General features: G+C 58.2%; 25 protein-coding genes and 1 tRNA gene. 16 read left to right on the top strand and 10 right to left on the bottom strand.

All coding sequences use genetic code 11. The features are described from left to right. The first annotated feature begins 6 nt into the window (after nucleotides 1-6). From HMPREF1323_RS08580 to HMPREF1323_RS08565, 4 genes are read left to right on the top strand one after another with little or no spacing between them, the layout of a single operon-like run. On the top strand, nucleotides 7-1,656 hold the full coding sequence (locus HMPREF1323_RS08580; protein WP_009433805.1) for a S41 family peptidase: 1,650 nt from the start codon (nucleotides 7-9) through the stop codon (nucleotides 1,654-1,656). Nucleotides 1,657-1,659: 3 nt separating this feature from the next. After that, nucleotides 1,660-2,220: a 5-formyltetrahydrofolate cyclo-ligase gene (locus HMPREF1323_RS08575; protein ID WP_009433738.1), complete on the top strand. Its 561-nt coding sequence runs from the start codon at nucleotides 1,660-1,662 to the stop codon at nucleotides 2,218-2,220. Between the two features lie 11 nt (nucleotides 2,221-2,231). Further along, a complete protein-coding gene (folP, locus tag HMPREF1323_RS08570; protein ID WP_009433796.1) occupies nucleotides 2,232-3,131 on the top strand; it encodes a dihydropteroate synthase in 900 nt (299 codons plus the stop codon). 21 nt (nucleotides 3,132-3,152) lie between these two features. Then, complete coding sequence (locus tag HMPREF1323_RS08565) at nucleotides 3,153-3,926, top strand: diadenylate cyclase (RefSeq protein ID WP_009433756.1); 774 nt, start codon at nucleotides 3,153-3,155, stop codon at nucleotides 3,924-3,926. 146 nt (nucleotides 3,927-4,072) lie between these two features. On the opposite strand, the gene HMPREF1323_RS08560 is transcribed toward HMPREF1323_RS08565, so the two are convergent. Genes HMPREF1323_RS08560 through HMPREF1323_RS08515 form a run of 10 tightly spaced genes read right to left on the bottom strand, consistent with a single transcriptional unit; the run spans nucleotide 4,073 to nucleotide 15,567 of the window. Beyond that, nucleotides 4,073-5,374 (bottom strand): M64 family metallopeptidase, encoded by a 1,302-nt coding sequence (locus tag HMPREF1323_RS08560; protein ID WP_009433773.1) that lies wholly within the window; start codon nucleotides 5,372-5,374, stop codon nucleotides 4,073-4,075. A gap of 21 nt (nucleotides 5,375-5,395) precedes the next feature. After that, nucleotides 5,396-6,343, bottom strand: coding sequence for a ketopantoate reductase family protein (locus HMPREF1323_RS08555; protein ID WP_009433748.1), 948 nt, complete (start codon nucleotides 6,341-6,343; stop codon nucleotides 5,396-5,398). Nucleotides 6,344-6,357: 14 nt separating this feature from the next. Beyond that, the gene (locus HMPREF1323_RS08550) at nucleotides 6,358-7,332 is read right to left on the bottom strand and encodes a glycosyltransferase family 2 protein (protein WP_009433769.1); all 975 of its coding nucleotides are present in this window, start codon (nucleotides 7,330-7,332) and stop codon (nucleotides 6,358-6,360) included. A gap of 6 nt (nucleotides 7,333-7,338) precedes the next feature. After that, nucleotides 7,339-8,316 (bottom strand): glycosyltransferase family 2 protein, encoded by a 978-nt coding sequence (locus tag HMPREF1323_RS08545; RefSeq protein WP_009433749.1) that lies wholly within the window; start codon nucleotides 8,314-8,316, stop codon nucleotides 7,339-7,341. After that, complete coding sequence (locus HMPREF1323_RS08540) at nucleotides 8,317-9,390, bottom strand: glycosyltransferase family 4 protein (protein ID WP_009433746.1); 1,074 nt, start codon at nucleotides 9,388-9,390, stop codon at nucleotides 8,317-8,319. It lies immediately after the preceding gene. A gap of 12 nt (nucleotides 9,391-9,402) precedes the next feature. After that, entirely contained in the window at nucleotides 9,403-10,593 is a 1,191-nt protein-coding gene (locus tag HMPREF1323_RS08535; RefSeq protein ID WP_009433793.1) for a glycosyltransferase, read from the bottom strand. After that, nucleotides 10,593-11,516 (bottom strand): riboflavin biosynthesis protein RibF, encoded by a 924-nt coding sequence (ribF, locus tag HMPREF1323_RS08530; protein WP_009433776.1) that lies wholly within the window; start codon nucleotides 11,514-11,516, stop codon nucleotides 10,593-10,595. The genes HMPREF1323_RS08535 and ribF overlap by 1 nt, the downstream gene beginning before the upstream one ends. After that, a complete protein-coding gene (locus HMPREF1323_RS08525) occupies nucleotides 11,501-12,910 on the bottom strand; it encodes a murein hydrolase activator EnvC family protein (protein ID WP_009433763.1) in 1,410 nt (469 codons plus the stop codon). Before HMPREF1323_RS08525 ends, ribF begins: the two co-directional genes overlap by 16 nt. Then, nucleotides 12,907-13,806, bottom strand: a complete 900-nt coding sequence (locus HMPREF1323_RS08520) for a DUF4292 domain-containing protein (protein WP_009433739.1) — start codon at nucleotides 13,804-13,806, stop codon at nucleotides 12,907-12,909. The genes HMPREF1323_RS08525 and HMPREF1323_RS08520 overlap by 4 nt, the downstream gene beginning before the upstream one ends. 6 nt (nucleotides 13,807-13,812) lie before the next feature. Further along, nucleotides 13,813-15,567, bottom strand: a complete 1,755-nt coding sequence (locus HMPREF1323_RS08515) for a tetratricopeptide repeat protein (RefSeq protein ID WP_198004383.1) — start codon at nucleotides 15,565-15,567, stop codon at nucleotides 13,813-13,815. Nucleotides 15,568-16,498: 931 nt separating this feature from the next. Here HMPREF1323_RS08515 and radA point away from each other — a divergent pair. The 12 genes from radA to HMPREF1323_RS08455 all read left to right on the top strand — a co-directional run. Further along, nucleotides 16,499-17,875: a DNA repair protein RadA gene (gene radA, locus HMPREF1323_RS08510; protein WP_009433789.1), complete on the top strand. Its 1,377-nt coding sequence runs from the start codon at nucleotides 16,499-16,501 to the stop codon at nucleotides 17,873-17,875. 163 nt (nucleotides 17,876-18,038) lie between these two features. After that, on the top strand, nucleotides 18,039-18,368 hold the full coding sequence (rpsF, locus tag HMPREF1323_RS08505) for a 30S ribosomal protein S6 (protein WP_009433752.1): 330 nt from the start codon (nucleotides 18,039-18,041) through the stop codon (nucleotides 18,366-18,368). A gap of 26 nt (nucleotides 18,369-18,394) precedes the next feature. Further along, the gene (gene rpsR, locus HMPREF1323_RS08500) at nucleotides 18,395-18,661 is read left to right on the top strand and encodes a 30S ribosomal protein S18 (RefSeq protein ID WP_009433795.1); all 267 of its coding nucleotides are present in this window, start codon (nucleotides 18,395-18,397) and stop codon (nucleotides 18,659-18,661) included. A 60-nt stretch (nucleotides 18,662-18,721) separates the two neighbouring features. Beyond that, nucleotides 18,722-19,246, top strand: coding sequence for a 50S ribosomal protein L9 (gene rplI / locus HMPREF1323_RS08495; RefSeq protein ID WP_009433798.1), 525 nt, complete (start codon nucleotides 18,722-18,724; stop codon nucleotides 19,244-19,246). A 208-nt stretch (nucleotides 19,247-19,454) separates the two neighbouring features. Then, entirely contained in the window at nucleotides 19,455-19,928 is a 474-nt protein-coding gene (locus HMPREF1323_RS08490; protein ID WP_009433757.1) for a Dps family protein, read from the top strand. A 145-nt stretch (nucleotides 19,929-20,073) separates the two neighbouring features. Then, nucleotides 20,074-21,069, top strand: a complete 996-nt coding sequence (locus HMPREF1323_RS08485; protein ID WP_009433751.1) for a polyprenyl synthetase family protein — start codon at nucleotides 20,074-20,076, stop codon at nucleotides 21,067-21,069. Between the two features lie 31 nt (nucleotides 21,070-21,100). Continuing rightward, nucleotides 21,101-21,688 carry a hypothetical protein gene (locus HMPREF1323_RS08480; RefSeq protein ID WP_009433741.1) on the top strand — a complete coding sequence of 196 codons (588 nt, stop codon included), beginning with the start codon at nucleotides 21,101-21,103 and terminating at the stop codon, nucleotides 21,686-21,688. Between the two features lie 6 nt (nucleotides 21,689-21,694). Then, the gene (locus HMPREF1323_RS08475; RefSeq protein WP_009433747.1) at nucleotides 21,695-23,188 is read left to right on the top strand and encodes a metallophosphoesterase family protein; all 1,494 of its coding nucleotides are present in this window, start codon (nucleotides 21,695-21,697) and stop codon (nucleotides 23,186-23,188) included. A 37-nt stretch (nucleotides 23,189-23,225) separates the two neighbouring features. Beyond that, nucleotides 23,226-23,564 carry a TM2 domain-containing protein gene (locus HMPREF1323_RS08470; protein ID WP_009433774.1) on the top strand — a complete coding sequence of 113 codons (339 nt, stop codon included), beginning with the start codon at nucleotides 23,226-23,228 and terminating at the stop codon, nucleotides 23,562-23,564. Between the two features lie 30 nt (nucleotides 23,565-23,594). Next, complete coding sequence (locus tag HMPREF1323_RS08465) at nucleotides 23,595-24,011, top strand: DUF2752 domain-containing protein (RefSeq protein ID WP_009433785.1); 417 nt, start codon at nucleotides 23,595-23,597, stop codon at nucleotides 24,009-24,011. Between the two features lie 319 nt (nucleotides 24,012-24,330). Beyond that, a tRNA-Ser gene (locus tag HMPREF1323_RS08460) sits at nucleotides 24,331-24,418 on the top strand. Nucleotides 24,419-24,730: 312 nt separating this feature from the next. Beyond that, nucleotides 24,731-25,027 (top strand): Arm DNA-binding domain-containing protein (locus tag HMPREF1323_RS08455; RefSeq protein WP_009433754.1); only part of this gene is annotated, 297 nt, incomplete at its 3' end.

The raw sequence follows: 25,027 nt of genomic DNA, 5'->3' as shown, positions 1-25,027 counted from the left end.
GACAGCATGCAATCAGCACCCAACGAGCAGCCCGGCTCACCGCGTCCCGAGCGTAAGGCCCACCTCCTGAGTGGAATCACCTACGGGCTTGTCACCGTCTTGGTCTTCCTCTTGGGCATATTCACCTCCAGCTACTTCGGCATCGGAGGCCGACGCGGAGCGACTGGGAAGCTCGGCGAGATCTATTCGCTCATCCAGCAGTACTACGTCGACTCGACGGATATGGACAGCCTCACCGAGCAGTCCCTCCCGCTGATCCTCTCACAGCTCGACCCCCACTCCGTCTACCTCAGTGTAGAGGAGAACAAGGAGTCGACCGAGAGCCTTGAGGGCTCGTTCGCGGGTATCGGCGTGCAGTTCAATACCCTCCTCGACACCGTCGTCGTCGTACGTGTCGTCGAGGGTGGCCCCAGCGAGCGCGCAGGCCTGCAGCCTGGCGACCGCCTCCTACGTGCTGACACGACGAATCTCGTCCGTGACTCCATCACCTCTGAGCAGATCATGAAGGCGCTGAAGGGTCCCGAGGACACCGTCGTCAAGCTCACCGTCCGCCGTGGTGGGAAGACCTTCACGACCTCAGTCGTCCGCGGTGCCGTCCCCGTGCCTACTATCGATGCGAGCTATATGATCCGCCCCCACGTGCTGTATGTACGCCTCAATAAGTGGGGCACGCAGACGCCCTTAGAGTTCCAGCAGGCCTATGCCGAGCATGCCTCCGAAGGCGTCGAGCGCATCCTCATCGACCTCCGCGACAATGGTGGGGGCTATATGCAGGCCGCTACGGCACTCGCCACGGAGTTCCTCTCCAAGGGCGACCTCCTCGTCTACAACAAGGGTGCACACTATCCCCGTGAGGACTTCAAGAACCCTCGTGACGGACGTCTGCGCCAGCTCCCACTCATCGTGCTGGTGAACGAGGGCAGTGCCAGCGCCAGCGAGATCTTCGCCGGTGCTATGCAGGACCTCGACCGCGCGCTCATCGTCGGCCGTCGCACCTTCGGCAAGGGCCTCGTGCAGCTCCCCTTCGAGCTGAAGGACCACTCCGTCGTCCGCCTCACCGTAGCCCGCTACTACACCCCCTCGGGCCGTAGCATCCAGAAGAGCTATGCCAAGGGCTACGAAGCCTACGCTGAGGACATCGAGGAGCGCTACCTCCATGGCGAGTTCTACTCAGCCGATAGCATCAGCCGCCCCGACACCACACGCTACTACACGCGTCTGGGCCGTGTCGTCTACGGCGGTGGCGGTATCACCCCCGACATCTTCACCCCGCGCGACAGCGCAGGGATCAACCCCTACTACATCCGTCTCCTGCGCTCAGGGACCTTCCAGCGCTTCGCCTTCAACTACGCGGACCAGCATCGTGCGCAGTTCCAGTCCTTCCGCTCGGAGAAGGCTATCCAGGACTACCTACATTCGCAGGGCGAGGAGATCGTCTATGCCTATGCACGCTATGCCCAGCAGCAGGGCGTACCCCAGCGCCCTGGCTACCTGCAGGAGTCGATGCCCATCCTACGCCGTGACCTCATCGCCTTGATCTCTGACCTCTTGGGTGGGGACAAGAATGCCTTCTACCGCGCACGTAACGAGGAGGACCCCGAGGTCAAGGCCGCTCTCGACCGCCTCACCTCCGATGACTGGCGTCCGACGAAGTAGCCCATGGACAAGCCCACCCTCCGCCGTGAGCTCCGTGCCCTGAGCCGTGAGCGTCTCACCGATGAGCTCCGTCTCTCGGGGAGTGCGTCCATCATCTCCCAGCTCCGTCAACATCCCCTCTGGCAGACGGCCCAGCATGTGGCCCTCTACTCGGCCCTACCCGACGAGCCGAACCTCCGCACCCTCATCGACGAGGTCGCTACGACCAAGCAGGTCTACCTCCCCCGCGTCCTTGACGGCGAGACGATGGATTTCTTCGCCTTCGCTGGCTGGCAGGAGCTTGAGCAGTCGGGGAGTTTCGGTATCTACGAGCCCCGCCTTGAGGCTGATGGAGCCGTAGACCCAGCGACACTGGACCTCCTCGTCATCCCCGCTCTGGCATATGACCAGGCGGGCTACCGCCTCGGCCGTGGCAAGGGCTACTACGACCGCTACCTTAGCCGCTGCCCACATGCCAGCCGTATCGGCGTAACCTTCGCCCTCCGCCCCATCGCGTGCCTCCCCCATGACCCATGGGACCTCCCCGTGGAGGTCGTACTCACCCCGCAGCCTGCCCTCCTCTAACCTCCCCCGCTATGTCCCTCACTCCAGCACAGACGACCCTCACCCTCTCGGGGAAGCTCCTTACCCTCGAGCGCCCCATCGTCATGGGTATCGTCAATGTCACCCCCGACTCCTTCTTCGCTGGTAGTAGGATAGCAGGCGAGACGGCGCTACGAACTCGCTTCGACGAACTTGTAAGCGAAGGAGCTGCCATCGCCGACCTCGGTGCCTACAGCTCCCGCCCAGGGGCTGATGAGGTAAGCGTCACGGAGGAGATGGAGCGCCTACGCCCAGCCCTTCGCATCCTGAGAGACGAATACCCCGACCTACCCGTCTCGGTAGATACCTTCCGCTCGGAGGTCGCCCGCATGGCCGTCGAGGAGTATGGAGCCGCTATCATCAACGATATCTCCGGCGGGGCGCTCGACCCCGAGATGTACCGCACCGTAGCCGCCCTGCAGGTACCCTATATCCTCATGCATATGAAGGGCGACCCGCAGACGATGCAGTCGCTCACCGACTATAGTGACGTGACGCTCGATGTCATCGACTACTTCACCGAGCGCATCGGCAAGCTCCTCGAGCTGGGCCTGCACGACATCATCCTCGACCCTGGCTTCGGCTTCAGCAAGACCACGGAGCAGAACTATGAGCTCCTCATGCACCTCGACGATCTCACCCACACCTTCACCCAGCCCATCCTCGTCGGCGTCTCACGCAAGAGTATGATCTACCGCCCCCTCGGCTGCACGCCTGCCGAAGCCCTCGGTGGTACGACCTTCCTCCATGCCCTCGCCCTCGAGCGTGGCGCACAGATCCTCCGTGTGCACGATGTACGCGCTGCCGCTGAGGCCATCACGCTCTACGAGCAAGCCCGCCCCTACCTCCACAGAGAGGAGCACCTACACTATAGCTTCACCCGCTCACACTAACCCCCGACTTATATCGCCCTTATGCTCGCTTGGCTCGACATCTCCATCAAGGACATCATCGACATACTGCTCCTCGCGGTCTTCCTCTACTATGCGTTCACCACGATGCGGTACTCGGGGAGCCGCTCACTCTTCATGGGGATCATCGCCTTCCTCGGGATCTGGCTCTTGATCTCGCAGGTCCTGCAGATGCGACTGATGGGTGCGCTGCTGGACAAGTTCATCAATATCGGCTTCATCATCCTGGTCATTATCTTCCAGGATGAGATCAAGAAGATCCTGGTGACCATCGGCTCCGCCCAGCGCTGGCGTAAGATCCGCCGCTTCTTCCGTGAGGGCTCGGCGAAGGAGCAGGAGGAAGAGGACTACATCGCACCCGTCGTGCTGGCGTGTATGAATATGGCGCGTAAGAAGACGGGCGCCCTCATCGCCATCCAGGGCACCTCAGACCTCACGCCCTACCAGCACGCTGGGGAGCGCTTCCTCGCCGCCGTCAATGCCCGCCTCATCGAGACGATCTTCTTCAAGAATAGCCCCCTGCATGACGGCGCTATGATCATCGCTGGCGGGAAGATCTGCGCTGCGGGCTGTATCCTCCCCGTAGCCAGCGACACCGACCTCAACAAAGACCTCGGCCTGCGCCACCGCTCTGCCCTCGGCCTCTCGCAGAAGACCGACGCGAAGATCATCATCATCAGCGAAGAGCGTGGGACGATCTCGCTCGCCTACCGCAGTGAGATCATCGTCGACATCACGCCCGACGAGCTCCGCGCCCTCCTCTCCTCCGAAGACTAAGCACACTGCTCCACGAGAGCATACCGCACGGGCCTACCCGCTTAAGCCCCTACGATACGATACACTTAGCCCCCACCACATCGAGCTGATCGCTCTTGTGGTGGGGGCTAACCGATTCTATCAGGTAGGGCATACGCCCTTCGCTCTTACTTACGGCGAGGAGGGAGGTTGTAGTCGAGGATCTTATCCAGCCCAAGACGGCAGGCGGGGCAGAAGTCGGGGGTATCATTGGTGCGCATACGGCAGTTGTAGCTCGCGCGGTACATACCCTTCGCCAGATAAGCGCCTCCTTCGTAAAGCCCGACGGGGTACTTCTTCTGGAGCTTCGTGGGCGTAGGCATGGGCGTACCCTTCTTGATCAGGTGCGACCACTTACCGGAGAAGTCCTTGAGGTTCGTGACGTTCTGCTCCCAAGGCTCGACCTCGGTAGCGTGTTCGCTCGCTGCCGCTGCATCGCCTTCGTGGAAGTATTCGTCCGTCAGACCGCCGAAGCTATGGCCGAACTCATGCACCACCACGGGTAGGTACCACTTGTGATGCGTCGAGGAGATGAGGTACGAGTTGTACATACCGCCACCGCCGTAGACATCGCTATTGGCGAGGATGATGAGGTGCTCATAGGGGATACCGATGAGGGCATCGTTGATCGCCTTCACACTGCGCGTCGTCAGATAGCGGTCGGAGTAGAAGGTATCGAAGTGCGAGGAGAACGCCGTGCGGGGCCAGCGCTTCTCACGAGGCACGGCGACACCCGACTCTTCGGAGGGAGAGAAGACCACCACGACATTGAAGTGCTGGCGGTTGCTCTTGAAGGGCTCGTAGTTGAAGAGTGCTTCGGTAGCCGCCTCGGCATCACGGAGGAAGATAGGCATCTCGGCCTCGGTATAGCCTTCGGCGAGGAACGCCAGGTCGATGCAGTCACGGCTGTCCCCCGAGTGGATGAGGTACTTGTGCTTCTGAGGCTGCTTCGTCGTCTGGTCACGGATGAGGATATCCTTAGGATCGATACGCTGCGTCTGATCAACGATGGTGCGCTGCTCGGCATTGCACAGGCGGAGCGTCACCTTCACAGGAGCCTTGGGGAAGGGGATGCGCAGCACCTCTTCATAGGAGCGGCGCTCGGTCTTCGCCAGCGGCGTCTGACGCCACTCGAGGTAGAGCGGGTTGAAGGAGAAGGCATAGATCAGCTTGCCCGTGGCTTCGTCATGCACGTAGAGCTGAGCATTCCCTCTGAGGACGAGGCTATCGAGGTAGTGACGACGGCCAGCCCAGCCCTTGAGCAGATGGGCTTCGTCGGGCGTGATCTCAGTCGTCGACTCGCCCCCGGTGAGGATGTAGTCCAGGCGGAGCGTACTGTCTCGGAAGAAGGTCTCAAACGGCTGCTGCACCGAGGCGCGGCCACTCCCCACGAAGAGGAGCAGGAGGAGAAGGGATAGGTAGGTTCGCATAGTTATAGTGGATGTAAGGGATTAATCGTGCTTCGGGGGATAGGGCTCCGTGGCAAGTGCCTTGTACATAAGCTCATAGAGTGGTAGCTCCAGCCCGATACGGCGTGCCGCACGGACGACGTAGCCGGTGAGGTTCTCCAGCTCGGTAGAGCTCCCCGCCATGAAGTCCACGTGCATCGAGCTTGTGCTGGAGGGGATCATGAAGGTCTGACGCTCGACGGTGCGCTCCACAGCTCCCTCGCCTAAGTCGTGCCCGAGGGCGGAGAAGAGCGTACAGAGCTCCTCAATGAGCCCACGCATCTCCACGGGGTGCGACGCGAGAGCTTCGCCCACCGTCATATTGTAGTAGGAGGTACCCGTCGCGGTAGCCGAGATCATGAGGAACTTCTTACGGATGCTCTCCTCGATATCGTCGGGATTGACCACGTGCACACCGACGGACTCCAGGAGGGCGAAGAGCTCACGCTCCTCGGCGCTACGCTCAGCACCACGTGACCCGAAGAGGAAGATCTCTCGCTCGGCCTCCAAGAGGATCTCCCCCGCCGTAGGCTTGCGCCCCGAGATATAGACGCAGCCGTCCCAGACACGGGCTTCGGGGAGAAGCGCCTGGATCTGGTCGGTGATATCCGCACCATTGAGGAGGGGTAAGATGATGGTCGTGGGCGTGATGATCGGACGGAGCTGCTGGATATTCGCCTCAAGGTCGTAGCTCTTCGTCGCGAGGATGAGGAGGTCGGTAGGTGGCAGGTCGTGGGGATCTTCGGCTAAGTAATCGGGGCGCACGGTGAAGTCCCGCTCGGGAGTGTGGACATGCAGTCCGCGCTCCTCGATAGCAGCGCGGTGTGCGCCACGGGCGACGAAGCTGATCGTACGGCCAAGGCCCTCACGTCGGGCAGCCTCTACGAGCATCGCTCCGTAGTAGCCCCCGACACCGCCGAGGCCGGATATGGTGATATTCTTGAGTAGCATGAGAGGACTATATACTAAGACTTATTTTTCAGCTTATTAAAGGCTCGTCGCCCCATAACAAATGCCCGGGGAGCGATGAGGAATAGGCGAAACTTTATCCGTTTCGACCGCGAGCGGAAGAGATTACGGAAGGGGCGACATCGGAGCTTGTAGGCAATCTGCAGATAATCAGTCACCTCTTCCTTATATCGATCGGAGGCACGACATAGCAGACGGAAGTGATACCAGAGGCTACGCACAGCCAAGGTATTAGCATACTCCAGATAAGCAGGATCCCCCGCGTGCCTATCAATGGATTCTTCTATATCCGCAAAGAGATCTCGTAGATCTGGGATCTCAGTCGCAGTAATTGCCCCAGGACGCTGGATGCGATAGTTGTAGCCCACGATAGGCAACGCATGGAAATCGCCTGTACTCTGATAGAACGCCTCAAGAGAGTAGACGTTGTCTTCCCACTTCGACCCCTCACGGAAGGTAAGCCCCTCTATAGCTTGGCGGCGGTAGATACGACTCCATACAGTCGCTTCGATAGCAAGTTTATTCGCAGTAAGGTAGCTATCTAAAGCCTCCTCTCGCGACAAAGTCATCTCGGGCATAAGGCAAGGCGAGGAGCAAGTGTCCTGCACCTTGTTGTGCCCATAGCCAAGGATAGAGACTTCTGGATGCTGCTGCAGATAGCTCACAGCCGACTGATAGATCCCAGGCTCCAGCCAATCATCGCTATCGACGAAGGTCACCAATGGGCAATCATCCGTATAGGGAAGAGCAAAGTTGCGTGCAGAGCTTAGCCCCCCATTCGCCTTGTGGAGAACAAGCACACGAGAGTCACGTGCAGCATACTCATCACAAATAGCTCCGCAACCATCGGGCGAGCCATCATCGACGAGGATGACCTTTAGCTCCCGATAGCTCTGAGAGAGGATTGAGTCGATGCATTGGTGGAGGTAAGCTTCGACCTTGTAAACAGGGACGATGACCGCAAGCTTCATATGGAGTTATTTACGGCTAAGCAGGGTGCGAACGAGGGTACGAATAGCAAAGGACGTGCGGGGATAGGCTAAGAAAAGCTTCACCTTCCTCACCTTCGATGCTGAATGAAAGGCATCAAGATAAGGACGAGCTTTCAGCTCTTCTATGATCGGCAGATAGCGCTCCAGCTCCCCGACAGCGACAGAGTAGGTAAAAGACGATAGATATTTAATGTGATACCACAGACAGTTAGTCGCAAGGGTATTGGCTAAAGCTAAGAAATGAGCATCATCTGGATAGCGCTGTATTGCCGATTCGATATCCCAAAGAAGGGATCGCTTATCAGGCAGTAGCTCGGAGGTCATAGCCCCAGGGCGCTTACTCCGATAATTGACCCCAACAAGGGGTAAGATATGATACCCTCCCGGACACCGATAGAGCGCCTCAAGAGCATATACAACATCCTCCCACTTACACCCCTCGGTAAAGGTCAGCCCATCAATCACCTCACGCCGATAGATACGACTCCAAACCATCGTATTAATGATATTGGAAGTCGTGGCTACATAGCGAAGCAGAGCTTCGTCACGTGTCAAATGCTCCTCAGCAGGGATTAAAGGGATGGTCTTCTCCTCTGTGACAAGATTGTAGCCATAGTTGATGATGCTGACCTCAGGGTGTGCGGTTAGGTAGCTTACCCCCTTCTGATAGATGTCAGGCTCCAGCCAATCATCGCTATCTAAGAAGGTGACGAGGGGACAGTCGTCAATGTGCTGTAGAGCCAGGTTACGCGCAGAGCTCTGTCCGCCATTCGGCTTATGCAGGGCGAGGATACGAGGGTCACGCGCTGCATATTCATCACAAATCGCTCCGCAGCTATCGGGCGAGCCATCATCAACAAGGATCACTTTCAGATCCTCGTAGCTCTGCGAAAGGATCGACTCGATACACTGACGCAGGTAAGGCTCTACCTTGTAGACGGGGACGATGACGGCTAGTTTCATTTATCTGGAGAGTATTTCGTGGTAGAACTGTAGGTAGCCCTGCGCCATACGTCGGTAGTCAAAGAGACGAGCACGGGCACGGAGAGCCTCAGCCTGAGAAGGTGACATATCATAAGCGCTCAGCCCAGACAAGATAGTCCCAGCTATAGCTTCGGGGCCTACCTCATCGAAGTAATAGGCGACATCGCCCCCCACCTCGGGAAGACTTGTAGCAGGACGCAGGAAGATAGGCTTCCCTAAAGCCATAGCCTCCACCACTGGCAATCCAAACCCCTCTGCAATGGAGGGCTGTAGCAGCGCACGGCAGTGCTGCAGCAAGGATGCCTTCTCTATATCACTCACAGCAGAGAGGAGATGCACACGATCCTCCAATCGATATTTCTGGATCGTATGCTGGATCTTGGAGAGATATTCAGACTTAGCCTCCGAATAGACTAAGACCAGATGTAGCTCAGCGGGCAGATGGCAGAGCGCAGGGATGAGCAGATGCTGCTGCTTCTTCTCATGCAAGACCCCCAGCGCCAAGAGATAGGGAGCATTGGGGACTATAGGATCTCGAGTGATACCTGATATCTGCCCTTCTTCAGGAAGGAAGATTCCATTATGCACGACCGTGATGGGGGTCTCCTCCGATATCTGGAAGAGGTCACGATGCTGCTCCAAATCATGGCGCACAAATTCGGAGATACAGACGATCCCATGAGAACGATTCAGATTACTTGCCACCAGCTTCAAGAGCTTCTTTCGCTTCGACTCGGGGAGAGGCTCGGTGAGGAAATTCAAGTCATGAAGGGTGACAATGCACTTTGCCCCCCATAGCTGCGGGAAGTAGTGCTGACGTTGGTGCGTGATATGGACTAAGTCATAGCCCTTTGCCTGCACACTGAGCAGAGAGTGCAGAGGCGAGAAAGGCTTCCTATTATCTATAGGATAAGAGGTCGGAGCATAGTAGTGAAGGTCCAGTGATGGATCCCGAGCCTCCTGCAGTCCCCGAGCAAGGGCATGCCCATAGTACCCTAATCCCGAGTAGGGATAGCGGGTACGCTCCAAATCTATGAGGATACGAGGCTTCATCAACGTGCGGTATTAGAGTTGGCTAAATATCTCTTCCCATCGCAAACGAATCCGCTCTGGGCTATAGTCGAGGCAATGCGTCTGAGCTGCCTGAGAGAGGCGACTTCTCAACTCCACATCCTGACAGAGACGGCGAAGCTGAGCTGCATAGGCGTCCAAGTCAAAGGGAGCAACAAGGCATCCATAGGTACTATCCTTCCCTATAAGCTCACGGATACCTGCCGAGCTATCGAAAGCTATGGGTACAACTCCCGACGCTTGTGCTTCGCTCAGGACAAGTCCCCACCCTTCATAGGTCGAGGTCATCATCAGAATAGCACCCGACGCATATACGGCTGTCGCATCAGCGATATAGCCCTTGAGCGTGATGCGAGGGAGCTGCTTCTGCTGAATCATGCGGCGCAAGAACTTCTCTTCCGACCCCTTCCCATAGATCTCTACCTCCCAGTCAGGCAGATCCTGACAGACCTTCTCCCAAATCTGCAGGACTCGATCTGGGCGCTTATCTGCATAGCTCAGACGTCCGACAAAGAGGATTTTCTTCGGTCGGTCCTTAGCTGGTATCGGCTGATGCTTGGGTAGGAAGGCCATATTCGGCATAACGGCAAAGCACGAAGCTTCATCGTCGTTAAGCCCCAAAGCCGATACAAACTCCTGCACATACTCAGGGGTGAGCGTAATAAAGCAGTCTACCTGCCGTACCAAATCTCGGTAGCGAGCACGGAGCTTCTCCGCAGAAGTTAGTGCCAGACGTAGACGACGCAGCGTTAGGCTATAGAGATTCTTGTACCACGGATGATGCGCCTTGTAGCTGGCACGCTCACGTCGGTCTATGAGTTCCCACAGCGGAGAGCTATGGCACCAATAAATAATCTTGATCCCTGCAGCCCGAATTAGGGGCAAGTAATCATTGCGCAGAGCGATAGGAATGATCAGCACCTTCACCCCTCTCTCCTTGAAGGCACGCACCAGGTAGAGGGCACTTTCCTTTGTCCAGAGGCGCATCCCTTGAGGGAGAAGGGAGAGATCAATCAGAGGATCAGCGGGCAGAGCCCATTCTGTCGCGATATGGGTCTCCGCAAAAAAATGTGTGTGGATACCCAATTCAGAGAAAAGGCAGGCGGTCTGACGCGACACTTCCTCCGCTCCACCAAGGGCAAAGCGGCGATGTACGATCGCGACGTGTAGTCCTTTTATCTCCATTAGTAGCGGGTATTCTCGGCGAAGTAGCGGCGGGTATCTTGCTCGTAGGTCTCGAGGGCGGAGCGGAGCTCTTCGGTCGAGGCAAAGCGGTGCTCGGGATGGAGCTGCTCGAAGATATGCACGATGACCTCCATCCCATAGATCATCTCATCGAAGTCAAGGATATGTACCTCGATGGTGCGCTCCAGCTCTCCGCCGAGGGTCGGCCGCTTACCGATATAGAGCATCGCATGATGCTGCTCCGAGCAGCCCATGGGGCGAAGGAGCTCGAGGTCACAAGCGTAGACACCATCGGGAGGGAGGAGCTGGTCTGCATCCTCACGCTGGACGTTCGCCGTGGGATAGCCGAGGCGACGGCCAAGCTTCTGCCCCGCAACGACCGTGCCATAGATGGCATGCGGACGGCCGAGAGCACGGTATGCCTCACGCATCTCGCCACTACGTATCAGCGACTTGATGGCGGTGGAGCTGACGATCTCCCCGCTGAGGGAGAGGCTATCGGCTTGGATGACCTCCATACCATACAGGGCGCCGAGCACCTTGTAATCCTCATAGGCAAGCTTAGCCCCCGCACCGAAGCGGTTGTCATAGCCGAGGAAGAGATCCGTCACATGCAGCTGCTCATGCAGAACTTCGCGGATGAAGGTCTCAGCGGAGTGGGTTGCCAGCTCGGCGGAGAAGACCATCGGCACGACCTCGAAGCCCTCAAGCTCCCCCAGTCGCTCGAGGTGGCGGTGGGGCGGATCGATGTGCTGACTCCCGTGTGGGCGCAGGACATCGGCAGGGTAAGGGACGAAGGTCAAGATGACGAGACGCGTCCCTTCGTAGCGGGCAGCATAGTCGCGCATCTGCGAGAAGAGCGCCTGATGCCCGAGGTGCACGCCGTCAAAAGCCCCGATAGTAGCGATTACCTTTTGATCCATGCGAGGGGATTGAGCTTGGTACGCTCGTGCCAAAGCTGGAAGTGCAGGAGGCGACCCGAGGAGCCATCAGGCGAAGCACCGACAGAGCCGATACCCTGGCCTGTGGAGACGCGAGAGCCCGTAGAGACGGCGACACTACTGAGATTGGCGTAGACGGTGAGGTAGTTCCCGTGGCGGAGGATGACGGCAGTGCCGTAGCCTGGGATGACGAAGACACGGCTGACGACGCCTGAGAAGACGGCGTAGGCACGGCTATCCCCATTGACCCCGAAGTCTACTCCACTGCTATTGACCTGCACACGATTGTGCTCACTATGCTGATGCACACCGAAGGTGCGGAGGATCGAGTATGAGCCACGGATAGGAGCAGGGAGACGGCCCTTGTTCTGCGCGAAGGATGAGGCGAGCGCACGCTCATTGGCATCCATCGCATAGCCCCCTGGGGTCGCTGCACGGCGCTCTTCGGGCTCATCATCAGCAGGAGGTGGCGGGGGAGGCGGGGGTGTCGTCCCCTTACTACGGCCACTGCGACCTGTGGAGGGGGGCGGTGTAGGCTGGGTCTGACGACGACGGCGAGCCTCCTCGCGGCGACGCTGGAGCTCGGCGGCACGGCGCTGGGCAGCGATGATCTCGGCCTCTACCTGTGCCTGGATCTTGTGGTCAAGATCCTCGGCTCTCTTCTTCTGCTTCGAGAGGTCTTGCGCTAAGACCTGCTGCTTACCCTGCAGGTCCTTGACCTGAGCGGTACGCTGCTGCTCCTCGGCTTCGAGCTTCTTCTTCTCGGCCTCACGGAGAGAAAGGAGCTGCTCCTTCTCCGAATGGGTACGCCCGACCTCGGCCTTGGTGGCCTCGATCTCGGCACGTGTAGTGCGCAGAGCGACGGAGGCCTCACGTACAGCCTTGGAGTAGCGGGAGAGGAAGCGCTGACGCTCGCGTGCCTCGGCAGGGTTCTGCGACGAGAGGACGAAGAGCACAGGGTCGATATGCGTGTCGATGCGCTGGAGCTGAACGAGAGCGGCACGATAGCGCAGAAGGAGGGCACCCTCACGGCGGTGCAGACGGCCGATGTGCCCTGAGAGGGTGTCGATACGAGCCTGCAGACCGCTGACCTCATTGCCGAGGACGGCGACGACCTGACGGCGCTGCTCTACCTGCTCCTTGACGGTGCGCAGGGTCTGCTCCTCATTGCGCGTATCACGGCGCAGCTGCTGGAGCTTCTTGTCCGAGGCTTCGATGGAGCGCAGGAGCTGCTTACGCTCCTGCTCGAGGCGCTGGAGGGTCTTGGACTTACGCCCCTGTGCTGCGGCCTCTGGAGTGAGGGCGAGGAGACTGCTCGCGAGGAGCAGGGCGAGGGTGAGGCAGTGCCTCAGCTGATGGCGGGCGTAGGCGATCATAGTGAGGGTAGGAGCTTGATGAGCTCAGTGAGACTGATACGCTTGTAGCCCTCCTTGATGCGGGGCGTCAGATCGGGCGCTTCGCCCGTGTAGGGACGGAGCTTACTCCAGTCGATGGTGAGTGCGGGGCGCGTAGTGCGACCGAGGAAGAGGAAGGTGCGCTCAGCGAAGTGGCGCGTGGCAGAGGCCTCCGTCTGATCATAGTTCAGCGAGAAGACAGGAGCACCCTGACGGGAGGACTGGCTGACGACGAAGCTCGTAGGCTGGTGCTGAGCGTTGAGAAGCCAGCGCAGATGGTAGGCGCCAGCGGCCTCACCACGGGCGATGCTGAGGCTGGCTTCGGCATCGGTGCCTCCATCTTCGGTGACGCCATAGCTGAAGGCTCCACCCTTGGCCCCACGGGCTTCGGCGGGGAAGAAGGGCTTACCTAAGAGGAGGCGCTCCACATCATTATAACTGATGGGGAAGCCCACGAGTGAAGAGAGCTCGGCATAGCTCACCTCGGCATAGCGGCCGTGGATCTTGTCGATGGCGGTCACGCCCTGAGGGGTGAACCATACGCGCGCTGCCTCGATGAGGGGGAAGGGCACAACGGACCAGTAGATACCTTGGCCTCGCACGATGGTGGCATTGACCTTCGACGAATAGGTCTCCTTACCGATGAGGATCTCTGCCTGCAGGTTGCCCTTGAGCATCGGGCCATAGGCGGGGTCGGACTGGAAGGCAGCGAGGCGGGGATTCACACCCGTCTCTTGGCGGGTCTCGGTGCGTGGCGTATCATCATCGGGGTGACTGACATCTCGCAGGAGACCACAGCTGGAGAGGAGGCCCGTACATAGGGCTGCCACGAGGAGGCCACGGAGGCGCTGGTGGCGGGGATATGCGGTGCTATGCATCGTTCGTTACTTCTTCTGTGCTTGCTTAGCTTCGTTGATCTTCTTCTCTATGCGGATGCGCTCAGCCTTATCGGCTTTCTCATCCTTATTCTCACGCTCGGTGAGGGTCTTCAGGGCCTGCTGCCAGGCTTCGATAGCCTCGGCATACTCGCCCAGCCCGCGGTAGATATCGCCCATGTGGTCGTACATATCGGGCGAAGTCTTCTCAGGGCCAGCCTGCGAGAGGGCCTTGCGCTGGTAGAGCTTGGCGAGCGTATAGTTCTTACGCAGGAGGAGGATATAGGCGTAGGTGTCGAGGATGTGGGCGGCATCGGGCGAGAGGCGTACAGCCTGCAGGGCGTAGCGCTCCGCATCATCGAGGTTGCGCCCCGCCTTCGCCAGGCGGTAGGCGTAGTTGTTCAGCACATCGGGCTCCTTGGGGTTGGCCTCAATAGCGCGGAGGTAAAGGCTGTCAGCCAGCGGAGCCTTCTCGGGGCCACCACGCTCGGCATAGACGTCGGCGAGGAAACCGAAGAGACGGGCAGCGCCTTCACCCGTCTTGGGATCAATGGCCGCAGCACCCTCCTCGAGGATCTTCATCGCGCCGTCAGCATCATCGTGCTGGAAGCGCTCCCCCGAGAGCACGATATAGTTGCGCCAGTCGGTGGGGACGTAGCGCTTGGCATCACGGGCGACGACGACGGTGAGGCTGTCGGACTGGAGGCCGATAGCCGCATCGAGGAGTTCGCTCCATATCCACTCCTCGCTGGGGTGGAGCTTGCTCTTGGGAGCGAGGAGGTCATAAGCCTCCTGATAGCGCTCTTCGTAGCGAAGGAGCTGGGCATAGGCCCTCAGCACCTGCAGGTCATCCGGGTACTCGGCGACGAGCTCTGCGATATGGGGGGTGTACTTGCCTGCGGTGTAGCCCTCACTGCCCTGCGACTCCTTGGTCAGCAGGAGCCAGAGCGTGAGCTTCTCATCGGCACCGATCTTCTTATCTGGGGTGAGACGGACCAGCTCGGCCTCTGCGGCGGGATAGTCCTTCTGCAAGATGTACTTATGGACACGCAGGGCGGTGGCATCCCCCGAGGAGATACGGCCAGCACGCACGTCAGAGGCGAGTTGCTTCTCCGCCTCCTTCACCCCTCCCGTCTGGAAGAGGTGGAGGATCCAGTCGTAGTACGGACGGCGGTCTTCCGGATAGAGAGCTGCCCAAGCGCGGTATTCACGACCCACCGCTACCGAGTCCTTGGAGAGGGCAAGGAGCTGGATCTTCATCTTCGTCAGCTGCCCATAGGCCTCGGGCATAGGCTGGAAGCGCTTCTGTAGCTCCGTGGCGAGCTGGATCCCCTTCTTCAGCTCTCCCGTACGGGCATAGAGCTGGATGAGACGATAGCGCACATCGTCATCTTCGGGATCGGCCTCGGAGAGGCGCTCATTGATGTGGAGGGCATCCTGCATGCGCCCGGCTTCAATATAGCCAGCCGAGAGGGCACGCGCGTAAGTGAGGTTGGTGGAGTCTGCCCCGTAAGCCTCCTCGAGGAGGGAGAGCGCACGATCGCTCATACCCTGCTGGGCATAGTTCCCCCCGAGCATAAAGGCAATAGCGGGATCTGTGGGGTCGAGGGCGCGCGCGTGACGAAGGAGGTCAAAGGCCTCCATCGTACGGCCAGAGGACTGTGCCAGCACCCCTTGGTAGAAGTATTCGCGGGCCTTCGTCTGGGCTGCAGAGTCAGGGGCGGGTTGCTTGGGGCGGGTCTGCCCAGCAAGCGGGAGGGTCAACAGGCCTATCAAGAGGCCTATATAGCTTCGTCTTATATAGTCTTTTCGCTTCGTCAATCTCATCGAATTTTGCTGCTTCTGCCGTATGAATAGAGCACGGCATACTATCTACCAAAGGTAACTATTTTCTCGCGATAGCTCACCGAAGAGCCCGCTTGGCACGGGGATCTACCCTTTCATAAAGATCTAAAAATCTGCTCGATACACCTCCTCAAATCGTGCACTACTCGACCGACCTCTGTGAGGGAGAAAGAGCGACCTCATGGAGGAGGCAAATCGAACCTAATATTGGTCGGTGAAGAAAGCTATGTAGCTTTGGACAGCTTTCTATATAGCTCTGTGAAGTGACCTATATTAGATTATTGCTCCGCGTAGGGATAAAAGTTGTGGACGAGTGGCAGAAATGTTTGGACTACGTACGTGGCTCTAATATCTACGTACGTGGATATTTGGATTTACGTGCTTGGTCTTTAAGACTACGTGCATAGATAGAAGAATACCACTACGGGAAGGCGCTTTTTTCTTCATGAGAAGGAGACTTTTCCCTCCGCTGGATAAGAGGAATACTCGCGATAAGGCGAAGGGCTTGCCTAATCACTTCGGAGGGGCATATTGAGGGGAGCTGGGCGTGCGATACCTTAGCACTCTAAATAGAGGACAAGACTCTATGCAACGGTTTCATATTGGTCGGCGGGCGAACCTATATTGGTCCGTGAGTGAACCTATAGTGGTCCGCAGCCGAACCACTATAGGTTCACCCGTCGACCAATAGTGGTTCGTATTGCTAACCACTACTGGTTCGCCCACCGACTAGTAGTGGTTGATTTTGCGCCCTCCACCGTGGAGCATCGCTTCCCCAGCGTATATGCCTTATAATAGGCGCATTCTCCCTACTTTTGTGGACACAATCACAGCAGCATCACGATACACGATGGCAAAGAAGAAAACAGTCTACCACTGCACCGAGTGCGGTGCCGAGTACCCCAAGTGGCAGGGCTTCTGCTCGCAGTGCGGCGTATGGAACTCCATCGAAGAGGAGGAGATCATCATCGGCAAGCAGGATAAGGCCAGCCGTACCTTCACGGCACAGAGCATCACCGCCAGCAAGCCCGTACGCCTCGGTGACATCGAGCAGCGCAGCGAGAGCCGCCTCAGCCTCGGCGACCCCGAGCTGGACCGCGTCCTCGGTGGCGGGCTCGTCGAAGGCTCCTTCATCCTCCTCGGCGGGGAGCCAGGTATCGGGAAGTCCACCCTTGTCCTGCAGACCATCCTTCGCCTGCCATACAAGACGCTCTACGTCTCGGGCGAAGAGAGCCTCTCCCAGCTCAAGATGCGTGCAGACCGCATCGGCGGGACGAACGATGACTGCCTGATCTATGCCGAGACGAACCTCGAGAAGATCCTCGCCACGGCCATCGACACCCAGCCGCAGATCCTCGTCATCGACTCCATACAGACCATACAGACCGAGCTCTCCGACTCCTCCCCTGGGAGCGTCTCGCAGATACGCGAGTGCGCCACCGCCCTACTGAAGTACTGCAAGACCGAGGGCGTGGCGGTCATCCTCATCGGTCATATCAATAAGGAGGGGAGCATCGCAGGGCCGAAGATCCTTGAGCATACGGTGGACGTCGTCCTACAGTTCGACGGTGACAAGCACTATATGTACCGCATCCTGCGCGGGCAGAAGAATCGCTTCGGGAGCACTGCTGAGCTGGGCATCTACGAGATGCGCCAGTCGGGACTGCGCCCCGTGGAGAATCCCTCGGAGCATCTGATGACGCAGAGCGACCTCAAGCTCAGCGGCACCGCTATCGCCGTAGCTATGGAGGGTGTGCGCCCCTTCCTCATCGAGACGCAGGCGCTGGTCAGCTCTGCCGTCTACGCCACACCCCAGCGCTCCAGCACGGGCTTCGACACGCGACGTATGAACATGCTGCTGGCCGTACTGGAGAAGCGCGCGGGCTTCAAACTCGTGCAGAAGGACGTCTTCCTCAACATCGCTGGAGGTATCCGCCTGGCTGACCCCGCCTCAGACCTCGCGGTCATCACGGCCGTCCTCTCCTCGAGCCTCGACATCGCCCTCCCCGAAGGCGTCTGCCTCACAGGCGAGGTGGGTCTATCAGGTGAGGTACGCCCCGTGGGCCGTATCGAGCAGCGCATCATGGAGGCCGAGCGCATCGGCTTCCGTGCGATCATCCTCCCCGAGGCGAACCTCCACGGACTGAGCACCGAGGGCTACAACATCCGCCTCATCGGGGTGAAGACCGTCGAAGAGGCCTTCCGCAAGCTCTTCCGCGGCGAGTAGCTCACGCCCTCCCGAGGCAGAGCTTCGCCCCACACATACCTATATATAATGGTACGCGCGTGTGCCACTTTGCACCACCTCGCAGGTGCATAGCTTGGTCAAAACGATATATTTATGTACCTTTGTGCCCGATATTTTTAACTCTCACTAAACAGAAAGAGAAATGAATAACTACGAAACCGTTTTCATTCTTACTCCCGATTTATCTGAAGCTCAGGTAAAGGAAGCGGTCGCAAAGTTCGTCGGCATCCTCAAGGGCGAAGGCGCTGAGATCGTCAACGAAGAAAACTGGGGGCTGAAGAAGCTCGCCTATCAGATCCAGAAGAAGACGACTGGTTACTACCAGCTCGTTGAATTCCAGGCTCAGCCAGAGACCATCGCCGTACTTGAGACGCAGTTCCGTCGCGATGAGAATGTCCTCCGCTTCCTGACCTTCCGCCAGGATAAGTTCGCAGCTGAATACGCAGCAAAGAGAAGAAGCCGCAAGGCATAACCCATTAACGAAAGGAGAAAATTAAAATGGCTGCATCAGAAGTACGCTACCTCACTCCCCTGACCGTAGATAGCAAGAAGAAGAAGTACTGCCGCTTCAAGAAGAGCGGTATCAAGTATATCGACTACAAGGATCCCGACTTCCTCAAGCGTTTCCTCAACGAACAGGGTAAGATCCTCCCCCGCCGTATCACCGGCACGAGCCTCAAGTTCCAGCGTCGCGTCGCACAGGCTGTCAAGCGTGCTCGTCACCTTGCCCTGCTGCCCTACGTCACGGACAACATGGCTAAGTAAGGTCTATCCCCCCTTACTCATCCACTTAGTAACGAATAAACATAGAGGAGACAGAATACAATGGAAGTTATTTTGAAAGAAGACGTAGTCGGTCTCGGCTACAAGGACGATGTCGTCACAGTAAAGAACGGCTACGGTCGCAACTTTCTAATCCCCACCGGTAAGGCTATCATCGCTACGGAAGCTGCGAAGAAGATCCTCGCAGAGAACCTCCGTCAGCGCGCTCACAAGATCGCCGCTATCAAGAAGGAAGCCGAAGAGCGTGCCCAGAAGTACCAGGGCGTACGCCTCTCTATCACGGCTCACACCAACGTCGCTACGGGTAGCCTCTACGGCTCCGTCACGGGTGCTGAGATCGCTGAAGAACTCACGAAGCTCGGCCTCGAAACCGACCGCAAGCTCGTCTACATCAAGGCTATCAAGGAAATCGGTAACTACACCGCTATCGTGCGCCTGCACAAGGAAGTGGCTGTAGAAATCCCCGTCGAAGTCCTCTCCGACGCTCCTAAGGCTGAAGAAAAGAAGGAAGAAGCTCCTGCTCCTGCTGAAGCTCCCGCTGAAGAAGAAGCACCTGCTGAAGCCTAAGGGACTACTCCCCATAGACTACACCCCGCCCCTACGGCACGTCCTCACTTGGACAGTCGTAGGGGCGGGATTAGTTTGTGCACCGCATGAAGCAGGTAGAGGCAAAGTATAAATGATGCTTATATCGATATAGAGAAATTCATTTGTATAGATTCATTAACTCCCCTACCTTTGCAGTGTAATCATTAACACTTAATACGACAAGACAATGAACGTACTCTCAATCACTGGCCTCGACGCTAACCAGGTCGCACCTATCGTCAAGGGCCTTCAGCAGCTCCTCGCTGACTTCCAGGTATACTATGCTAACCTCCGCGGCTACCACTGGCACGTCCGTGGCCCCCAGTTCTTCACGCTGCACAGCCAGTTCGAGAAGATGTATAACGAAGCCGCAGAGTCAGTAGATGAGATCGCAGAGCGTATCCTCCAGCTCGGTGCTACGCCTGAGAACCGCTTCAGCGAATACCTCAAGATCAGCCAGCTCAAGGAGCAGAGCAACGTCAGCGCCGCCAGCGACATCATCCCCGCTATCCTCGAATCGCTCCGCATACTCATCGCCCAGGAGCGTGCCGTCCTCGCCCTGGCTGACGAAGCTGACGACACGGCTACGAGCGACCTCCTCTCGGACCTCCTCGACGGTCAGGAAAAGACCGCTTGGATGGTAGCTGCCTACCTCGGCTAAGCACCTCGCTCCACGCGCGTACCTTATATACGACCAGCCACCCCGCAGTCTCTCATCCCCATATATCAGGGGCGTGGAGACTGCGGGGTGGCTGCTTCATGAGCGTTAGCCGAGGAGAATTAGCTACTTTTGCAAGGAATTAACGATGCGCCGACAGCCTATGCACGACCTCAATCAGATCAAAGCCCCCGTGGCCGCCCTCGTGGATGACTTCCACAGCCAGTTCACTTCGATCCTCGCGACCAAGTCAGAATGGCTGAAAGAAGCCATCGAGCACCTCAGTGCCTCCACAGGGAAGCAGGTACGCCCCATCCTCACAGCCCTCATTGCTGGGCTGCTGCGTGGTGACGTGCCCCCACAGCGGAGCATCGATGCGGCCGTACTGCTGGAGCTGATCCATACGGCGACGCTCATCCATGACGACGTCATCGACGAGGCGAAGACCCGTCGTGGCCGCCCCACCCTCGGGGTGCTCTTCGACAACCGCGTGGCGGTGCTGATGGGAGACTTCATCCTCTCCTCCGCCCTCGTGGGAGCGATCGCTCTGGCGGACCTACGTATCATGGGTATCGTCTCAGCCATAGGTCGCGAGCTCACCGAAGGAGAGATCCGCCAGTTCGAGACCGCCGAGGGCGTCATCCTCGACGAAGCCACCTACTACGATATCATCTTCCAGAAGACCGCCGTACTCTTCCGCTCCTGTGCCGAGGTCGCGGCGATCACCGTCGAGGCCAGCGCCGCAGACTATGACCGTGCTGCCCGCATCGGTGCCGCACTGGGTATGGCCTTCCAGATCCGTGATGACATCTTCGACTACCATCGCTCTGACGTAGGCAAACCCACGGGCAACGATATCCGTGAGGGTAAGATCACCCTCCCCCTACTCCACGTCCTCACCGAGCTTCAGAAGGTGGGTAAGGCAGCCCCCTACCTCCAGCTCCTCGAGGAGAAGCCCATCGCCGAGGAGAGCATCGAGCGCCTCACCACTCTCGCCCACGAAGGTGGTGGCATGGACTACGCTTGGCAGCGCCTCTACCATTATATAGACGAGGCGAAGACGCTCCTCCTATCCTTCCCCGAGAGCGTGTACCGCTCCTCCCTCATCGACCTCGCCGACTACATCGCCGAGCGCACCATCTAACACCCTTCTTCACGACATATCCTATTAGACAATGAGTACTAAGTCCGCCAACCGCACCATATCCGTCTCGATCTACGCCCTCGTCTGGATCGTACTGATCATCCTGCAGACCCTCGTGACGACCGTGCAGGGGACGCCCGAGATGTCGGTCTTCACCAATCCCCGACTCTACTACTCGACGTGGCTCACGGACCTCTATCTGGTCGTGATCTTCTACCTCAACTACTTCGTCCTCGCACCACGCCTGATGCGTCGCCGCCTCTTCCAGCCCTATCTGTGGATGACGCTGGCTGCTACACTCATCGGCTTCATCATCCCCATCCTCAGCTATAGCCTCTGGGATCTCACGATGCCTGGCGTAGCCGAAGGCACGGTACCCGTCTCCTCCCTCGGCGTCATCGGCGTCGTAGCAGCGATGGCTATCGGCCTCTCCGTCCGAGGGCTCTACGAATGGGACAGCCTCGGACAGGAAGTCCGCACCCTCAAGGAAGAGAAGACCAAGTGGGATGCCGAGCGCGACGAACTGCAGCGTGAGCTCACGATCCTCAAGGCCAGCGCCCCTACCGCTGAGTCCAGAGAGGCACTCCCCTCCGGCGAGGAGACTACAGACACCCTCTAAAGCATAATGAGACGCAGACGCTCCACACTCCGCGGGCATCAGCCCCCCAAGAGGAAGCACCGCTGGCGTATCGCCCTCATCGTCCTCGCCGTACTGCTCGTCGGGACAGGTATTCTCTTTAAGCTCCGCTGGCGTGCTTGGTTCGGCAATGTGCCCGAAGAAGCCTACACGACCGAGCAGGCTGTGAGCCGCGTCACGCTGACGCCTGGCGAAGACTTCGCTTCACAGCGCACGATCACTTGGCTCTCGGGAGAGACCGCCCAGCCCGCTGAGCTTCTCCTACGCGCCATCAATGAGAAGGGCGATACCCTCCGCCCCGTCTCCTTCGCCCCCACGAGCGAGGTCATCGCCTCCCGCTCGGGCCGTGGTTGCTATTATCAAGTCCATCTCGACAGCCTCATCTCGGGTCGCAGCTACCTCTACACGATCCGCGTGCAGGGCACTGACCCCGTCTCGGGACGCTTCGCTATGCCCAGCGAAGACCGTGCGACGCACTTCGTCTATATGGGTGATGTGCAGGACCCTGGTATCGCAGAGAGCAAGCGCTACTTCGACTACCTCCGCCACGCAGCTGATTCTATCGACTTCTTCGCCTTCGCAGGTGACCAGATCGAGGGGCCTACGGACGCCTACTGGAGAGCGTGGTACACCAGCATCGGCAACCTCACGCGCAGCATCCCCATCATCGCAGCACCAGGCAACCACGAGTACCTGAAGAAGGGCTTCGGGCGCGAACTCGATCCCCGCTGGGTACGTCAGTTCGGCTACCCGACCAATGGGCCGAAGGACTTCCTCGGGCGAAGCTACTTCATCGACATGCCGCTCCTACGCTTCATCGTCATGGACACCACGGACATCATGGGTCTGGGGGCTATCAATCAGCACAAGGAATGGCTACGCTCTGCCCTCAAGGGCTCGCACCAGCCTTGGCAGATCGTCCTCTTCCACCACGCCGTAGACTGCGTGCGTGACGGGCGAAAGAATCTGGTGATGCACTACGTCTTCAAGGACGAGCTCATCAAGGGAGGTGCCGACCTCGTCCTGCAGGGCCATGACCACGGCTATGCTCGCAGCACGACGCGCAGCAAGGAAGGCGACACCATCGCCCCTGCCTTCGTCATTAGCTCCGCCTCGCCTAAGGTCTACCGCAATGGCTTCGACGCCGTGCATGACCGCTTAGGCTCTGGCCTCAAGCTCTACCAGCGCATCAGCGTCGACTCCGCCACTATCTCCTACGCCTCCTACCGCTTCCCCGAGCCCATCAAGGGACATCCCGACAGCATCACCCCTGAGACGAAGCGTCTCTATGACTCCATCGTCATCGACAAGGGCACGGTCGGACAGCCCCGCGTGAGGGACTTCGCTCGCACGCTGCCCGAGCGCTTCGAGTTCGACTCCTTCGGCACCGACAGCAAGGGGCGTAAGAAAGCCGCTCAATATGCCAAGGAGGTGCGTGACCGCAAGGCTGCCCACGCCTCGCAGCACAGTAGCTCTAAGTAATATCCATCTCCGATCACACGCATAATACATCAACACTATGGACAGTCAGAAAGTAGACCTCTTCCTTGCCGCTAACCAGAAGTTCTTTAGCCCCATGCAGATTCTCACCATCAAGGACCGTCTGCTCGCCCTCGATGATGATCGCTTTGCCGTCATCAATGCGCTGGACTACAAGGACCCCACGATGATGATCATCGTATCGATCTTCGCAGGCTCACTCGGCATCGACCGCTTTATGCTCGGCGACACGGGCTATGGTGTCCTCAAGCTCCTCACGGGTGGCGGTTGCGGCATCCTCATGGTCCTGGACTGGTTCAAGATAGAAGAGCTCACTCGCAATCAGAACTACAGCAAGCTTATGCAGGTCATCAGCTAAGTACCTAGCCAGTCAGCCCCCTTCTCGGGGATGAATCACACTCCCCTCCCCCCTACACAGCCCCATCGCTCCCCCCTCAAGCAGCGCCGATATCTACTCATCGCGATTCTGCTCCTCGGGGTAGCTGTGGGGCTGTATGCTTTCCTTGATCCAGCGACCTCCCCCTTCCCTCGCTGCATCATCCGCTCCGCCACGGGCTATCGCTGCCCAGGGTGCGGACTCCAGCGTGCAGCTCACGCCCTCCTCCATGGGCACCTCATCGAAGCCTTTAGCTACAACCGCGCACTCCTCTTCACCATCCCCCTTCTCCTATTCTACGGCTACGCGGAGTTCTTCCCCCAGCGAGCCCCCCGCCTCAGGGGCATCCTCCAGCATCCGCTGACCCTCGGCCTCCTCGTCGTCGCTGTCATCGGCTGGTGGATCGCACGCAACCTCTTCGGCTGTTAGCCCTAATGCAGCTACCAACACCGAATCATATAAGCGGGTGGTACGAACCTATATAGGTCAGCGAGCTGACCTATATAGGTCGTCATCGCGACCTATATAGCTTCGTCGTCGGACCAATATAGGTCAGCTCGCTGACCTATATTGGTTCACACTGCCCCGCTCCGTAGAGTCTACCACCACACCATAAGGGCTCCCTTCGGCAAAGTCTGCCACAGACGTCCGAGACGGGAGCTGAAAGCGTGGCAGTTTGGCAGTATACAGATATTATTATACCTTTGCGGAGCTTTCCAATAAGTAGAAGCCTTAAGCAGGCTGATAAGGAGAGGTGCTCGAGTGGTTGAAGAGGCACGCCTGGAAAGTGTGTAAACGCCAAAAGCGTTTCGCGGGTTCGAATCCCGCCCTCTCCGCAAAAAGGCTTCAAAGTGACTGCAAAATAGTCGTCACAGAAGCCTTCAAAAACAAAAGGAAATCGTTGTAGGACACGGTCTTACAACGATTTTTCTTTGTATGCGGTCTATAGACCTGACGGCTTACCCCTAGGGTCTAATAGTCATCAATCGGTCAAATTCTGCTACACAAACTGCTACACAAATCGAAGCGTAGCAATTAGTGTAGCAGTGACGGCTAAATGAAGGGCTAATTGAAGGCAGCAACATGCTCTCATTCAATGTGTAAGTAAGTAACTTTGTAGCACCTGCTACACTAAGGAATGATGCATTATGAGACAATCGTTCAAGGTGTCCTTCTACCTACGCTCCAACTACGAGAACAAAGAAGGCAAGTCGCCCGTCATGCTACGGATCTTCCTCGGAGGAGCAATGAGCAATCTTGGCTCCACGAAGATCTTCGTAGACAAGGCACAGTGGAATAGCAGAACCAGCCGACAGAAGGGACGCTCCTCCGAAGCCCTCGCTGTCAATGCTAGCCTAGATGCCATCTCCACCATCCTCCACTCCCTCTACCACAAGTACCAAGACGACCAAACGATCTCGCTGGACAAGCTCCGCTCCGCCTAC

The sequence above is a fragment of the Porphyromonas sp. oral taxon 279 str. F0450 genome, from assembly GCF_000292995.1.
Lineage (GTDB): Bacteria > Bacteroidota > Bacteroidia > Bacteroidales > Porphyromonadaceae > Porphyromonas > Porphyromonas pasteri.
The sequence above is the reverse complement of the archived record's forward strand: the minus strand, read 5'-3'. Positions and strand labels throughout refer to the sequence as shown.